The following is a 14,669-nucleotide window of genomic DNA, read 5'->3' as shown; positions in this document are numbered from 1 at the left end:
ACAAAAAATCCAGCGAAGCTAGCTTCGCTGGATTGATTTAATTATTAAAAACTGTCAACCTATTTTAGGACGACTCAATTGCTATGTGGCAACTACATTTTTGCCCACTCTTTCAAAGAGTCCTTGTTCAATTTCACATAATCTTGGTTGCCTGCGGCTTGGGCAGCGGCCAATGACCTTTTGGCTGCTTCAATAGCTGCATCTTTATCGCCCAATTTTGCATAGATCAAAGACTGTGTGCGCATCATCCAATAAGCTTTTCCGTCACCCATTTCAACAGCTTTGTCCACCCATTCCTTAGCTTGTTCCATGTTCATGCCCTCAGAAAAATAATAAGAACCCGCTGCAAAATAGTCATTGGCTTTTAAATCCTCTTTGTTCGCCATGGTCTCTTCAATACTTTTGATGGCTTTTTTGGCTGTAGGGACTATAAAATCAACACCAACATAAGTGTTCTCCCACATAATGCCAAGGGTCCCTCCATTGTTATGAAGGTCATCTATGGTAATGGTAAAAGATTCAATTGGCATCGGTATTTCCATTGTTTCCACTTTTACCGTTGCCGCAACTTTGGATGCATCCCACTCTTGTGGTATACCCCAATTATCGGTATCAGTATAAAAGAAAACATCCCAAACGGCCTCATTGGGTCTTGTATAAATAGCGTAGGTACCTGCTTTTAGCGGCTTATCCTGTACGGTAACATCGTCACTAAAAGTAATGGTAGTGTTTTCATTGGCTCCTGTTCTCCAAATAGCATCAAAAGGAACCAAGTCTCCGAATATTTTTCTTCCCTTCATTGCAGGGCGCGAATATTTTACGGTAACATCGGTCAATCCCACCTTTTGCTCCAATGTTGAAGCTGGGCTGGGCGCTGGCGTCTGTATTTGTGCTTCCAAAGAAAAACACATGGACACCGCAAATAATAAGAGTGCAAATTTTTTCATAGTTGTTATTTATATTAATAGTTCAGCATAACAAAGCTAAATATAAAGCCTCCCTCAAACGTTAAGGAAACCTTAAAATAATAGCGTTAAAATCAATCAAATATACACATTTGTTTAATCTTTTTAATTTTTAATTAAACATTATCGTCTTATCTTTGTACAAAATGATTTTAATGCAGCTGTATCAACTAAAGTCCAAACAACTACTCCCCATAACTATAAAAGAAGCTTGGGATTTCCTTTCCAATCCAAAAAATCTGGCCCTAATCACTCCGAAACACATGGGTTTCCATATTTTGGCGGGTGCCGATAGACCCATGTTCCAAGGTCAAATAATACAATACATCGTAAAACCATTTCCCTTGGTTTCCACGAAATGGGTCACAGAAATAACCCATGTTCGGGAAGGTAAATATTTTGTTGATGAACAACGCTTTGGCCCATACGCTCTATGGCACCATAAGCATTTTTTAAAAGAAGTACCCGAAGGGGTCGAGATGGAAGATGTTATCGACTACAAATTACCCTTTGGGTTTTTAGGTCAACTAACCCATCCTATTCTAGTGAAAAAACAATTGCACAAGATTTTTGAGTTTCGGGAAAAAAAGCTAGCCGAGCTATTTGGTACAGTAGATGGGAAAGAAAACTTTTTAAGCATTAGAAAAATATAACATGAAAAAGAACATATTATTGATTGGCGGCTCCTACGGCATTGGGTTGGAAATGGCCAAAAAACTATCTACTGATCACAATGTATATGTAGCCAGCCGAAGTAGCGAACAACTTTCAAATTTGGATGTAACCCATATCCCTTTTGATGTTTTAACCGAGGACATCTCCGAAAAAGCAATTCCGGAAAAATTGGATAGCTTTGTATATTGTCCGGGTAGCATCAACCTGAAGCCATTTAAGACCATGAGTGTTGATACCATCCAAACGGACATGGAAATCAACTTTATCGGTTTGGTAAAAACGGTCAAATCCATCATAAACAGCATGAACGAAGGTTCGAGCATGGTATTTTTCAGCACGGTGGCCGTTGGAACGGGAATGCCTTTCCATACGAGCGTTTCTGCTGCAAAAGGAGCTATCGAGGGCTTCGCACGTGCGCTGGCGGCGGAATATGCCCCAAAAGTAAGGGTCAACGTGATTGCGCCATCCTTGGTGGACACCCCGTTGTCCGAAAGGTTGTTGAGCAACGATAAGAAAAAAGAAATGATGTCCGAAAGGCATCCCATGAAAAGAGTGGGCGTTCCAAAAGATATCGCAAACATGGCACTGTTTTTACTTGATTCCAATAACTCATGGATTACTGGACAGGTAATAGGCGTTGATGGAGGAATGTCAAGTTTAAATGTGAGTTAATGAAAGACAAAGTCATGCTTTTTTGGTTCAGGCGCGATTTAAGATTGGATGACAACGTTGGCTTTTATCAAGCACTTCAAAATAATGCTCCAGTATTACCGCTATTTATTTTTGATACCGAAATACTGGAAAATCTGCCCAAAACCGATGCGAGGGTAACTTTTATCCACGAACAGATTCAAAAAATAAACCATCAGCTAAGTGCCAGTTATGGCAGTGGCATTGTACAATTTCATGGTGCCCCAAAAGCTGTCTTCAAAAAATTGATGAAGGACTACGACATTGAAGCTGTATACGCTAATCACGATTACGAACCCTATGCCAAAAAACGTGACGCCCAAATAAAAGTGCTCCTAAACGAAAACGGTATCCCCTTCAACACTTTTAAAGACCAAGTTATTTTTGAAAAAGAAGAGGTTGTCAAGGACGATGGAGACCCATACGTGGTGTACACCCCGTACATGCGAAAATGGAAAGAAAACCTTGATCCATCCGTCCATTTGGTGGAATGCGATACCCTGAGTGACCTTAGCAAAAACCTGTATCGGACCAAGTCTTTACCACAACTTTCTTTGGAAGATATGGGTTTCGAAGAATCTTCCATTAAAGTTCCGGATTTCACGGTTTCTTCTGAGCTGATCCAAAAATACAAGGACACACGGGACTATCCTGCCAAAGAAAAAGGCACATCCCGATTGGGACCACATTTGCGTTTTGGCACCGTTTCAATCCGTAGGATGATTAAAAAAGCCATTGGTGAAAAGAACGAAACCTTTTGGAACGAGCTTATCTGGCGAGAATTCTTTATGCAGATTCTCTGGCATTTTCCGCATACCGTAAACGCATCTTTTCGACCTAAATACGATAGAATTGAATGGCGCAACAATCAAGATGAATTCGAAAAATGGAAAGCAGGAGAAACAGGTTACCCCTTAGTAGATGCAGGAATGCGCGAATTGAACGAGACGGGCTATATGCACAATAGGGTTCGTATGTTGGTGGCCAGTTTTTTATGCAAACACTTATTGATCGATTGGCGTTGGGGCGAAGCCTATTTTGCCGAAAAGTTGTTGGATTATGAGTTGGCCAGTAATGTGGGGAACTGGCAATGGGCGGCAGGTAGCGGTGTAGATGCGGCGCCATACTTCAGGATATTCAATCCTACCACCCAAATCAAGAAATTCGACAAAGACAAAAAATACATCAACATATGGGTGCCCGATTTACAAGAGTTAAGTTATCCAGAACCCATGGTCGATCATAAAATGGCTCGCGAACGATGCTTAAAAACTTACAAAGAAGCGGTAAGTTGATGCTTTTTCGTTAATTTTAGTTCCTGTTGATGCTGTTTTGCTTTATCCAAAAACAGAAAAAATCAATATCATTTAACTAACTCAAAACCTTTACAATGAAAAAACTTTCAACCTTACTCATTTTGGGCTTGGTATCGCTTAACCTATCCGCCCAAAAGATGACCAAGGACAAAAAAGCCGTTGTCGCTTCGGTAGAAAAGCACAAAGAAAACCTTATCAAAATCAGTGATTCCATTTGGGCACTGGCCGAAACTGCCTTTGAAGAATCCGTTTCCTCCAAATTACTAGCTGATTATGCAGAGGAAAACGGAATGACCGTGACTCGGGGCGTTGCAGATATCCCAACTGCATTTACTGCCACTTATGGGTCAGGTTCGCCCGTTATTAGTGTATTGGGCGAATTTGATGCACTTCCTGGACTTTCTCAGAACACAGTACCCACTAAAGACCCTAGAATTGAAGGCGAACCAGGTCACGGCTGCGGACACAATATGTTCGGTGCCGCTAGTTTAGGTGCTGCCATTGCCATTAAAGAGCAAATAGAAGCCGGAAACATAAAAGGAACCGTAAAATTCTTCGGAACCCCTGCAGAAGAAAAGTTTTTTGGCAAAGTGTGGATGGTAGAAGCAGGTCTTTGGGACGATGTAGATGTGAATGTAAGCTGGCACCCATCCGCAGAAATTGAGGCCGATGTACAGAGTGGACTGTCTTTAATTGACTTTATGATCGAGTTTTATGGTCAAGCCGCTCATGCTTCTTCCGATCCTTGGAATGGTCGTAGCGCTTCCGATGCATTGGAATTATATACTACTGGAATCAATTACTATCGTGAACACATCAAACCAACGTCGCGTATCCATTATCATATCCAAGATGGTGGGCAAGTGGTGAATGTTGTTCCCGATTATGCCCGCTTGTGGGTCAGGGTCCGCGATCCAAAAAGAGAAGTGATGCTTCCCACTTTTGAACGCGTAAAAGCCATGGCAGAAGGAGCTGCCATTATGGCCAATGTAGATTACAAATATTCATTGATTTCTGGTATTTATGAGACCTTGGTGAACCGTGAAGGAGGTAAAATCATGCAAAACAATTTAGAGCTTTTAGGTCCAATTACCTACACCGAAGAAGAAATTACCTATGGTAAAGCCATTCAAGAAGCTACAGGAAAACCACAGGTGGGCATGGACGGTGAGATACATCCATTGAAAGAAACCGAAGAGCTTCCAGGTGGAGGTTCCACGGATGTTGGCGATGTAAGCTGGAACGTTCCAAACATCAACCTTGGAGTAACCGTAGCACCAAAAGGCACTCCATGGCACTCTTGGGCCGTTGTTGCCTGTGGCGGAATGAGCATTGGACATAAAGGAATGATCTATGCATCCAAGGCAATGGGAATGACCATGTTGGACCTTTTTGACGACCCTAAATTGGTAGAAAAAGTAAAAGAAGAATATAACACCAGAAAAGGTGATGTAAAATATGAGGCCATGATTGATGGTCCACCACCAATTCCTGGTAAATAATTTTAATTATTGTTTGATTGAAAAGCCTGCCAAGAGCAGGCTTTTTGAACTACAAAAAGCACATGTCATTCCTGCGAAAGCAGGAATCCAATGTTAATTAAATATAAAACTTACATCGTGTGAGGAATGACAATAATAACTATTGAATAATGAAAAATCCCGTTCTACAAACCTTTCCATTAAGCACTCCATGGCAAACCTTGGACCCTTTTTTATTTAGTGTATACCATTTGGACCACTTCCCAAAAGGCAATGGGGAAATGGGACCGGATGAATCTTTACTAAAAGGAAGAAACTTGGGAAGTGATTTCAACCCCAACGAAAAATGGCGCATGTACCATGGACAGACCATTCCTGGATTTCCATCGCATCCCCATTGTGGCTTTGAGACCATCACCATTGTAAACAAAGGGTTTTGCGATCATTCCGATTCTTTGGGAGCTGCTGGTAGATTTGGTCAAGGCGATGTGCAATGGATGACAGCCGGAAGAGGTGTGCAACACTCCGAAATGTTTCCGTTATTAAAAGATGAGGAGGAGAATCCTTTGGAATTGTTCCAGATTTGGTTGAATCTGCCCAAAGCTGGAAAATTTGTAGCCCCTCATTTTAAAATGCTTTGGAATGAAGATATCCCGATCGTTGAAGAAGAAAACGCTAAAATTAAGGTAGTGGCGGGTACTTATAAAAATGTAGCACCAATTTCACCCGCTCCTGATTCTTGGGCTGCATCTCCTGAAAACGAAGTGGCCGTTTGGAACCTTCATGTCCATAAAGGTTCGGAATATATGTTGCCAAAAGCAAACAAATCGGTTAATCGTGTGCTATACTTTTATGAGGGCAGTGAAATTCATATTGGTGACAATAAAATCAATCCTAACTTTGGGATTGTGTTGGATCCTAGCGAAGCAGTGGGCATTAAAACTGGTTCGGAAACTGCTCATTTTATGTTATTACAAGGTAAACCCATTGGTGATCCTGTTGCCAAATACGGTCCATTCGTCATGAATACGCAAGCCGAAATCCAAAAAGTGATGGAGGAATACCGTCTTACCCAATTTGGTGGATGGCCATGGCCACACCCAGACAATGTCCATGATAAAAATAGAGGACGTTTTGCTCTTTATCCAGATGGAAAATTGGTAGAGAAATAATCTTCCTAAACATTTTCAAGATTACTTAATTACTCCATGAACGGCGTATTACTTGTACAATAACCAATTCAGCTCTTAGATTTTTTTACACATAAATTTGCGTAGCCATTTAACTACACTTATATTTGTAGCCATATACCTTCATATCTTATGAAATTACGACGAGATCCTTTCCAGGCAATTGCAGACCCTACCAGAAGGGCCATTTTAATGTTATTGGCTTCACAGGCCATGACAGCTGGGACTATAGCAGAAAATTTCGATGCTGCGCGCCCTACAATTTCAAAACATCTCAAAATACTTCACGAATGTGATTTGGTCTCTTATACCCAAAAAGGTCGTGAAGTCCGCTATGAATTAAAAATGGATAAAGTGAAGGAAATTGATCAATGGCTCTCGCAGTTTAAGAAGATATGGGAAGATCGTTTTAGTAAGCTCGACAATTATTTTACACAAATTCAGAATAAGCAAAAACAATAAAGATGAAACCTAGCCTATTATTTAATTTCACAGTAAACAAAGAAAACAATACAGTATTGGTGGAACGTGAATTTGTCGCCAAAAAAGACTTGGTCTGGGATGCCTTTACAAAGGCAGAAATCTTGGATCAATGGTGGGCTCCAAGCCCATGGGTCTCCAAAACAAAATCCATGGATTTTATAGTTGGTGGTTCCAGGTTTTATGCTATGTGCGGTCCCAATGGCGAGGAACATTGGTCCTTGATGCACTTTACGTCCATTTCTCCAAAGAACAACTTTAAATTTAAAGATGCCTTTTGCGACGAAAACAGGATTGTCAACAATGATTTCCCTCAATCTGAATGGAATTTGGATTTTGAGGACTTAGAAGATACCACCAAAGTAAATATTACCATTAAGCACAAAACATTGAACGATCTTGAAAAAATAATTGAAATGGGTTTCAAAGAAGGATTCACCATTGCATTAAACGGATTGAACACACTTTTAAACAAATAAATAACCAAAAAAATCAGTATGGAAACAATAAGCGTAGCATCCTCAATTTTCGTACCTGTCAAGAAAGTTTGGAACTACTACACTACTCCAGAGCATATAATCAAATGGAACTTTGCCGACCCCAGTTGGCATTGTCCCAAAGCTGAAAACGACTTACGTGTAGGGGGCAGTTACTTGGCCCGTATGGAAGCTAAAGATGGTAGTTTCGGATTTGATTTTGAAGCAGTTTACGATGATATAATCAAAGAAAAGAAAATTTCTTATACCATGGGAGATGGTAGAAAAGCTACTATCCTTTTTGATGGAAACGATAAAGTGACCAAAGTGACCATAACCTTTGATGCCGAAAGTAATAACTCTTTGGAAATGCAAAAAAATGGCTGGCAAGCCATTTTAAACAATTTTGCAAGCTATACAGAAGCCAATTAGTTAAACCCTAACAATATTGGCACCGATGGCACGCAAGCGTTCATCGATGTTTTCATAACCACGATCGATCTGCTCTATGTTGTGGATAGTGGAAGTACCCTTGGCTGAAAGTGCTGCTATTAAAAGGGATACCCCTGCCCTAATATCGGGAGATACCATGGTGGTGGCCTTTAATGTTGATTTAAAGTCGTGCCCAATAACTGTGGCCCGGTGTGGGTCGCAAAGAATAATTTTTGCCCCCATGTCAATGAGTTTGTCCACAAAGAACAAACGGCTTTCGAACATTTTTTGATGGATGAGAACTTCTCCCTTAGCCTGAGTGGCAACCACTAATATGATGCTCAATAAATCCGGTGTCAATCCAGGCCATGGTGCATCGGCAATGGTTAGTATAGAGCCATCTATAAAATTCTGGATCTCGTAGCCATCTTCGTGCTTCGGGATAAAGATGTCATCATCCCTTCGCTCCAAGTTTATTCCCAACTTTCGGAAAACCGTCGGAATTTGACCCAAATCGTCCCAACTTACATTTTTGATGGTAAGTTCGCTTTGTGTCATCGCAGCCAAACCAATCCAACTACCGATTTCAATCATATCGGGCAACATAGTATGTTCGGTTCCACCCAAGGAATCCACACCTTCAATAGTCAACAAATTTGAACCGATTCCAGAGATTTTGGCTCCCATTCGGTTCAACATTTTGCATAATTGCTGTAAATAAGGCTCGCAAGCGGCATTGTAAATGGTAGTCGTGCCTTCGGCCAAAACAGCAGCCATTACAATGTTGGCCGTACCGGTTACCGATGCTTCATCCAAAAGCATGTAAGTACCCTTCAGTTTATCGGCTTCTACTCCGTAGAAATACTCTTCTTTATTGTATCGAAACTTTGCCCCGAGCTTAATAAAGCCTTCAAAATGGGTGTCCAACCTTCTTCGGCCAATCTTGTCACCGCCTGGCTTTGGAATGTATCCCTTGCCAAATCTTGCCAATAATGGACCAACTAGCATAATGGAACCCCGAAGCCCCCTTCCATCTTCTTTGAACTTGGCAGATTGTAAATAATCCAAGTTGATATCGTCTGCCTTAAAGGTATAAGTGCCTTTGCCTTTTTTCTGGATTTTTACACCCAAATCTTCGAGAAGGGCAATCAGTTTATTGACATCGACAATGTCCGGTATATTGTTTATGGTAATTTTCTCTTCTGAAAGTAATACGGCGCAAAGAATCTGAAGTGCCTCGTTCTTTGCTCCTTGGGGAGTAATTTCACCATGTAGTTGGTGTCCGCCCTCTATTCGAAATGTACCCATCTATTCCCTTGGAATTTAATATCTTTTTTTGCGACTTCTTTGCCCTTTTTTACCTCTGTTATTGTTGCTGCTGGATCTAGTGCTGGGTCTATTTTTAAGGAACTGTCCACTTTCCGTTAAGCTTTCCTCACTTTTGGCCAAATCTATTTGTCCGTCACTAAGTTCTTTTAGGTGATTGAAGATTACGGAGTCTTCCACGGTATCCTTGTTCCAAACCAAGTAACATTTTTTCATGTGGTTGGCAATGGCGTATTCCAAACCAGACCTCATATCCCCTTCATCCCATTTCACAGCAACATCAATCATTCTTTTGATATTATTACCATAAAAACGGTATTTTGGGTGGTTTTGCGGGTATTCCAAAGGTTCTGGTCGTTGTTGCAAAACTTCTTTTGAAGTAATCGGGAAAGGTGAATCCACGTCCAATTTAAAATCGGCCATGATAAACAATTGGTCCCATAGTTTGTGCTGAAAATCCGGGACATCCCTTAAATGGGGCTGTAAATTCCCCATTACGCTAATAATGGATTTCGCCACTTTATTGCGTTCGTCTCGGTCTTCAATGGCAACAGCGTGATCTACCATTTTCTGAAAATGGCGACCATACTCGGGTATAAAGAGTTTTGGACGCTCTGTATTGTATTCTAAGTTGTATACTTCGTTCAAATTAATGTATTTAGAAACTTGATTATTGGAAAGTCAATCTGTTAACGACTGCAAATTAAGAAAATTATCGCAAACAATGGGCTTACAGGGAAATTACACCTTCTACCACGGAAACTTCTTTGTATTTTTTTATTACCTCGTCGGGGTTTTTTAAATGCACCATAACGGAAAGACTGGTGTACGTACCCTTTTTTGACTTTTTGGATTCAATAACCGCACCAGTGTTATCAAAAATCTTATTTATCTGGGCTATGCGCTTTTCATCCGTAGGCACTATAAATTTATAGAGATAATCGGATGGCCAATTTGTGGTCTCCAATAATTTTTCCCTAAGCTTTGTATAGAACTCCTCTGTACTCTTTTTATCCATGCCGCATTTTTCTACAAATATATGGCTTAACCTAGAATTTTTTTTCCTTCTGGCGTTTTCATTACTTTGTATAATTAATTTTAAGGTCTTTGGGCAAGAATAAGGTAGTTATCACGGGAGCACCCGGAACGGGCAAAACATCCATAGTAAATGGATTGGAAAGCAAGGGTTTTTATTGTTTTCACGAAATTATTCGGGATATGACCTCCAAAGCCAAGCAAGAAGGGCAGTCCGAGGAATATATTTCCAACCCTTTGGTGTTTGTTGACGATGCCATGCAGTTCAACAAAGATTTGCTTCAGGGCAGAACCGCACATTTCCAACAGTCCTTAAAAATAGATGTTCCCGTAAGTTTTTTTGATCGGGGCATCCCAGATGTGCTCGCTTATATGGACTTTTTTGGTCAGACCTACGACCAACACTTTATTTCCCATTGCGAGAACCACAGATATGATTCTGTTTTTATTGTTCCCCCATGGCAAGAGATATATGTTTCCGACAACGAAAGATTGGAAACCTTTGAGGAAGCCGAAAGCATCCATCATTCCTTGATGAAAACATACACCCAATTTGGCTATAACCCCATCGAAGTGCCAAAAGATGCAGTCCCAAATCGGATTGATTTTATTTTGGAAACACTTAATGAATTATAGTGCATAAGGACACCACAAGCATTTTAAAAAAATTTTGGGGTTATGATGATTTCAGAGGACCCCAAAAGGAAATTATAGATAACGTACTTTCGGGCAAAGACGTTTTGGCCTTAATGCCCACAGGTGGTGGTAAATCCATTTGCTACCAAGTTCCTTCATTGGCCATGGAAGGCATCTGTATTGTAATCTCACCTTTGGTGGCCCTAATTCAAGATCAAGTGGCGCAACTAAAGAAAAGGAACATTAAAGCTGTTGCCCTAACTGGCGGCATTCCCCCAGATGAGCTAAATGACCTTTTGGACAATTGCCTTTATGGCAACTACAAATTCCTGTACCTGTCGCCGGAAAGGTTACAACAACCCATTGTACAGGAGCGCATCCCACAAATGAATATCAACCTTATTGCTATTGATGAGGCCCATTGTATATCGCAATGGGGAAACGATTTTAGACCTGCCTATCTCGAATGTGCCATTTTAAAGGAACTGGTGCCCAATAAACCGATTATCGCCTTAACGGCAACGGCTACCCCACGAGTGGTAAACGACATTGTGGAAAACTTGGAATTGGAAAATGTGGTGATTTTCAAAGATTCTTTCTCCCGCTCCAACATTAATTTTAGGGTAAAGCGTTCCGAGGACAAATTGTATCAGCTTAAAAAATACATGGCCAAAGTCCCTGGAAGTGCCATTGTTTATGTTCGCTCCAGAAAAATGTCCATTTCCTTGGTCAATTTTTTAGTCAAGAATGGTATTTCTGCTTCATTCTTTCATGGTGGAATTCCAAAATCCGATAAAGAAGAAAAACTTAACCTTTGGTTAAGCTTTAAAGTAAGGGCCATGGTGGCCACCAATGCTTTTGGCATGGGGGTGGACAAACCCGATGTTCGTTTGGTAGTCCATTATCATATACCCGATAGTTTGGAAAGCTATTTTCAAGAAGCGGGAAGAGCGGGACGGGACGGTAAACCATCCACAGCCATTATTTTAACTTCAAAAGAGGACAAGGATAAAGCAAAGCAACAGTTCTTGTCCACCTTGCCCGATGTGGCCTTCGTTAAAAAAGTATATTCCAAACTCAACAACTATTTCCAAATATCTTATGGTGAATTGGTCTCGGAGCCTTTGGCCTTCGAATTCAATGCGTTTTGCAAACGGTACGAGTTTAACCCAAACTTGACCTTTAATGCCATCCGCATTTTGGATCAGAATTCCGTTTTATCGCTTGCTGAAAATTTTAAGGAGAAAACCACCCTTCAGTTTGTAGCCTCCAAATCCGGGATATTTGAATATTTGGACAAAAACAGGAAAACTGCCCCGATAATACAGACCATTTTGCGCACATACGGGGGCATTACCGAATACGATACAAAAATTAACCTGTACATGTTGTCCAAAAAAACTGGGGCGAGCGAGGAGTACTTAAAAAAAATTCTCCAACAACTCGCCGACGATGGCATTGTGGAATATCAAAACAATACAAGCGATTTAGAAGTTACTTTTTTGGTACCTAGGGAAGATGATCATACCATTAACCTATTTGCCAAAAAAATCAAGGATTTCAATCAGGTGAAGCAGAACAACATGGCGGCTATGCTAGGCTATGTTTCCAATAAAAAGGTATGCCGTAATATTTACTTACTGAATTATTTTGGAGAAAAGACTGCAGAAAAGTGCGGTACATGCGATATTTGTACCAAGAAAGAAAAGGTAGCATCTCCTTATGATTTGGAGAAAAGAATTATGGAGCTTTTGGAAATTCGCCCCCACAGTTCCCGGCAGTTGGAAAAAGCAATTGGGGCAAACGAAAAAGAACTTTTAAAAACATTGGAAAGACTGCTGGAAGATGAGCTGGTCTCCCTAAATTTTAAGAATGAGTACATCAAAAAATAATTCCCTGCGCATTGTATTTATGGGCACTCCGGATTTTGCCGTGGGTACCCTCAAAAAGATTTTGGAAGCCGATTTTAATGTAGTTGGTGTCATTACCGCACCGGACAGGCCCGCAGGCCGTGGCCGTAAGGTTCAAGAATCTGCCGTAAAGCAATTTGCGGTGCAACATAATTTAAAGGTATTGCAGCCCACCAACTTAAAGGACGCAGCTTTTTTGGATGAACTCAAAAGCCTCGACGCCAATTTGCAGGTGGTCGTGGCCTTTAGGATGCTGCCCAAAGCAGTTTGGCAAATGCCAGAGCACGGTACCTTTAACCTTCATGCCTCCCTCCTGCCCCAATATCGCGGTGCGGCGCCAATCAATTGGGCGATAATAAACGGAGAAACGGAAACAGGTGTCACTACCTTTTTTATTGATGAAAAAATTGACACGGGAAACATCGTACTTCAAAAAACAGAAAAAATACTGCCCAATGACAGTGCAGGAACCTTGCATGATAGGTTAATGGAGCTCGGTGCCGATTTAGTGGTGGATACTTGCAAACAGATTGAAGCCGGAACCGTAACAAGGCAAGCACAAGATGAAAGCTTGGAACTTAAACCTGCACCAAAAATCCATAAGGATACCTGCCGAATTGATTGGAATGCACCTATAAAGGATATTTATAATCATATTCGAGGATTGAGTCCCTATCCTGGAGCTTGGACACAATTTGTAAATGATGGAAAGGCCGACCAAATGAAGATTTTTAAAACCAAAACGGAACAGGCCGAACACGACTACAACGTTGGAAAGCTAGTGGTAGCGAAAAAATCGTTGAAAGTTGCCGTAAAAGAAGGCTATATTTCTTTATTGCAATTGCAACTTCCGGGAAAGCGAAGAATGCAAATAATGGAGGTTTTGAACGGGTTGAATCTTGATAAAGAAGCACATCTTCGCTAAAGCCTTGCCACGATTGGGCTGGGAAAAGTTGTCATTTTTTTCCGACTTTATCAACAAACGTTTCAAGTTATCAACAAAAACCCCTATTTCCCTTGGTTTTACTTGCGTGACTGGCAAATCCATATAAATTTGTTCAGCATTAAAATTATATTAACAACAATTAATTTAATTCCATTATGAACAAAACAGAATTAATCGATGCTATGGCAGCTGATGCTGGCATCACTAAGGCAGCAGCAAAAAAAGCATTGGAATCTTTCTTGGGAAATGTAGAAGGAACGCTTAAAAAAGGAGACAGAGTTTCCTTGGTAGGTTTTGGTTCTTGGTCAGTTTCCAAAAGAAGTGCTAGAGAAGGTAGAAATCCACAAACTGGAGCTACCATTAAGATTGCCGCTAAGAACGTTGTAAAGTTCAAAGCAGGTGCTGAATTGAGCGGTGCAGTAAACTAATCAATTATTTATTTAATATACGAAAGCACTCCTTTTTGGGGTGCTTTTTTAGTTTATATGGTATCTGTTTTTTTTGTATATGTTAAATAATATGTTAAATTTAAATACAAGAAATTACAAGAATGGTAAGTCAAAAGCCAAAAAAAGGAAATTTGCTTGTTGCGGAACCTTCACTTACGGGTGATATTTCTTTCAATAGGTCGGTAGTACTTATTGCTGAGCACAATAACGAAGGCTCGGTGGGCTTTATTTTAAACAAACCTTTAGACTATACCATTTGCGACCTTATTTCTGACATTACAATCCCTTTTCAAGTATTTAATGGCGGTCCAGTGGAGCAGGATAACCTATACTTTATTCATAAAGTACCAGAACTTATTGAAAACAGTATTGAGATTTCTGATGGTATTTTTTGGGGCGGTAATTTTGAAATGACCGTAGAACTTATCAATAGTGGAACAATTACCGAACAGGATATCCGGTTTTTCTTGGGATATTCCGGCTGGGGCACCAGTCAATTGGACCAAGAACTTTCTTCCAAATCGTGGGTAGTGCTCCCAAATGAGTACGAAAGCAATATTCTGGAAAAATCTGCCTATGCTTTTTGGAAAGAGAAAATGGTAGAATTGGGGGGAGATTATCTTCTGTGGTCGAATGCTCCTGAAAATCCCTCGCTCAACTAA

17 protein-coding genes are annotated in these 14,669 nt (G+C 40.6%); 13 read left to right on the top strand and 4 right to left on the bottom strand.

What is annotated here, in order from left to right; translation table 11 throughout:
• Positions 1-92: 92 nt before the first annotated feature.
• Positions 93-947 carry a DUF2911 domain-containing protein gene (locus tag VM932_RS15490; protein ID WP_326279992.1) on the bottom strand — a complete coding sequence of 285 codons (855 nt, stop codon included), beginning with the start codon at positions 945-947 and terminating at the stop codon, positions 93-95.
• Between the two features lie 173 nt (positions 948-1,120).
• On the opposite strand from VM932_RS15490, the gene VM932_RS15485 reads away from it, so the two are divergent.
• The 8 genes from VM932_RS15485 to VM932_RS15450 all read left to right on the top strand — a co-directional run bounded on the left by VM932_RS15485 (position 1,121) and on the right by VM932_RS15450 (position 7,705).
• Entirely contained in the window at positions 1,121-1,618 is a 498-nt protein-coding gene (locus VM932_RS15485; RefSeq protein WP_326279990.1) for an SRPBCC family protein, read from the top strand.
• Between the two features lies 1 nt (position 1,619).
• A complete protein-coding gene (locus VM932_RS15480; protein WP_326279988.1) occupies positions 1,620-2,312 on the top strand; it encodes an SDR family NAD(P)-dependent oxidoreductase in 693 nt (230 codons plus the stop codon).
• Positions 2,312-3,625: a cryptochrome/photolyase family protein gene (locus VM932_RS15475; protein WP_326279986.1), complete on the top strand. Its 1,314-nt coding sequence runs from the start codon at positions 2,312-2,314 to the stop codon at positions 3,623-3,625. Before VM932_RS15480 ends, VM932_RS15475 begins: the two co-directional genes overlap by 1 nt.
• A 95-nt stretch (positions 3,626-3,720) precedes the next feature.
• Positions 3,721-5,148 carry an amidohydrolase gene (locus tag VM932_RS15470; protein ID WP_326279984.1) on the top strand — a complete coding sequence of 476 codons (1,428 nt, stop codon included), beginning with the start codon at positions 3,721-3,723 and terminating at the stop codon, positions 5,146-5,148.
• Between the two features lie 149 nt (positions 5,149-5,297).
• Positions 5,298-6,299 (top strand): pirin family protein, encoded by a 1,002-nt coding sequence (locus tag VM932_RS15465; RefSeq protein ID WP_326279982.1) that lies wholly within the window; start codon positions 5,298-5,300, stop codon positions 6,297-6,299.
• A gap of 150 nt (positions 6,300-6,449) precedes the next feature.
• Entirely contained in the window at positions 6,450-6,779 is a 330-nt protein-coding gene (locus tag VM932_RS15460; protein ID WP_326279980.1) for an ArsR/SmtB family transcription factor, read from the top strand.
• A gap of 2 nt (positions 6,780-6,781) precedes the next feature.
• Complete coding sequence (locus tag VM932_RS15455; RefSeq protein ID WP_326279978.1) at positions 6,782-7,276, top strand: SRPBCC family protein; 495 nt, start codon at positions 6,782-6,784, stop codon at positions 7,274-7,276.
• An 18-nt stretch (positions 7,277-7,294) separates the two neighbouring features.
• Positions 7,295-7,705: an SRPBCC family protein gene (locus tag VM932_RS15450; protein ID WP_326279976.1), complete on the top strand. Its 411-nt coding sequence runs from the start codon at positions 7,295-7,297 to the stop codon at positions 7,703-7,705.
• Here VM932_RS15450 and murA read toward each other — a convergent pair whose 3' ends face one another.
• From murA to VM932_RS15435, 3 genes are all read right to left on the bottom strand, one after another.
• Positions 7,706-9,013 (bottom strand): UDP-N-acetylglucosamine 1-carboxyvinyltransferase, encoded by a 1,308-nt coding sequence (murA, locus tag VM932_RS15445; protein WP_326279974.1) that lies wholly within the window; start codon positions 9,011-9,013, stop codon positions 7,706-7,708.
• 15 nt (positions 9,014-9,028) lie between these two features.
• On the bottom strand, positions 9,029-9,679 hold the full coding sequence (locus VM932_RS15440) for a DUF4290 domain-containing protein (protein ID WP_326279972.1): 651 nt from the start codon (positions 9,677-9,679) through the stop codon (positions 9,029-9,031).
• Positions 9,680-9,761: 82 nt separating this feature from the next.
• A complete protein-coding gene (locus VM932_RS15435) occupies positions 9,762-10,049 on the bottom strand; it encodes a DUF493 family protein (protein WP_293162717.1) in 288 nt (95 codons plus the stop codon).
• An 89-nt stretch (positions 10,050-10,138) separates the two neighbouring features.
• Between VM932_RS15435 and VM932_RS15430 the strand changes: the two genes are divergently transcribed.
• The 5 genes from VM932_RS15430 to VM932_RS15410 all read left to right on the top strand — a co-directional run bounded on the left by VM932_RS15430 (position 10,139) and on the right by VM932_RS15410 (position 14,669).
• Positions 10,139-10,702: an AAA family ATPase gene (locus VM932_RS15430; RefSeq protein WP_326279970.1), complete on the top strand. Its 564-nt coding sequence runs from the start codon at positions 10,139-10,141 to the stop codon at positions 10,700-10,702.
• The gene (locus VM932_RS15425; protein ID WP_326279968.1) at positions 10,702-12,594 is read left to right on the top strand and encodes a RecQ family ATP-dependent DNA helicase; all 1,893 of its coding nucleotides are present in this window, start codon (positions 10,702-10,704) and stop codon (positions 12,592-12,594) included. The genes VM932_RS15430 and VM932_RS15425 overlap by 1 nt, the downstream gene beginning before the upstream one ends.
• Positions 12,575-13,537: a methionyl-tRNA formyltransferase gene (gene fmt / locus VM932_RS15420; RefSeq protein ID WP_326279966.1), complete on the top strand. Its 963-nt coding sequence runs from the start codon at positions 12,575-12,577 to the stop codon at positions 13,535-13,537. Before VM932_RS15425 ends, fmt begins: the two co-directional genes overlap by 20 nt.
• Positions 13,538-13,713: 176 nt before the next feature.
• Positions 13,714-13,986: an HU family DNA-binding protein gene (locus VM932_RS15415; RefSeq protein ID WP_014034238.1), complete on the top strand. Its 273-nt coding sequence runs from the start codon at positions 13,714-13,716 to the stop codon at positions 13,984-13,986.
• A 122-nt stretch (positions 13,987-14,108) separates the two neighbouring features.
• Positions 14,109-14,669, top strand: a complete 561-nt coding sequence (locus VM932_RS15410) for a YqgE/AlgH family protein (protein WP_014034237.1) — start codon at positions 14,109-14,111, stop codon at positions 14,667-14,669.

The organism is Flagellimonas halotolerans, assembly GCF_035818535.1.
Classification (GTDB): Bacteria; Bacteroidota; Bacteroidia; order Flavobacteriales; family Flavobacteriaceae; genus Flagellimonas; species Flagellimonas halotolerans.
This window is presented reverse-complemented; position numbering and strand designations above follow the sequence as displayed.